Origin of the sequence: Psychrobacter sp. CAL346-MNA-CIBAN-0220, from assembly GCF_040309805.1 — a bacterium.
In the GTDB taxonomy this organism is placed as follows: domain Bacteria; phylum Pseudomonadota; class Gammaproteobacteria; order Pseudomonadales; family Moraxellaceae; genus Psychrobacter.
This window is the reverse complement of the sequence record NZ_JBEOPF010000472.1, coordinates 1-257: the sequence shown is the minus strand read 5'-3', so window position 1 is coordinate 257 and position 257 is coordinate 1. Positions and strand designations below refer to the sequence as shown.

Sequence of the window (257 nt, the reverse complement as noted above, 5' to 3'; positions counted from 1 at the left end):
CAGTACCTTAAAAAAGATTTTAATTTGCCCGGCTACGACAAAAGTTACATTAACACCATTAAAAAAACCGTATACCAGCGAGATAGCCTGCAACAAGAAGTTAAATTACGCAATAGTGCACATGTTTTATTACCCATTGAAATCTCGATTGATGAAATTAGAAATGATCAAAACCAAATAACTAACTATGTCGTTGTATACTCTGATTTAACCGAGCGTAAAAAAGCCGAATCGCAACTGCATAACCTCTCCAATAG

General features: G+C 35.0%; 1 protein-coding gene. It reads left to right on the top strand.

All coding sequences use genetic code 11. The features are described from left to right. Positions 1-24: 24 nt before the first annotated feature. Positions 25-257 (top strand): hypothetical protein (locus tag AAEY88_RS14410; protein WP_350563488.1); only part of this gene is annotated, 233 nt, incomplete at its 3' end.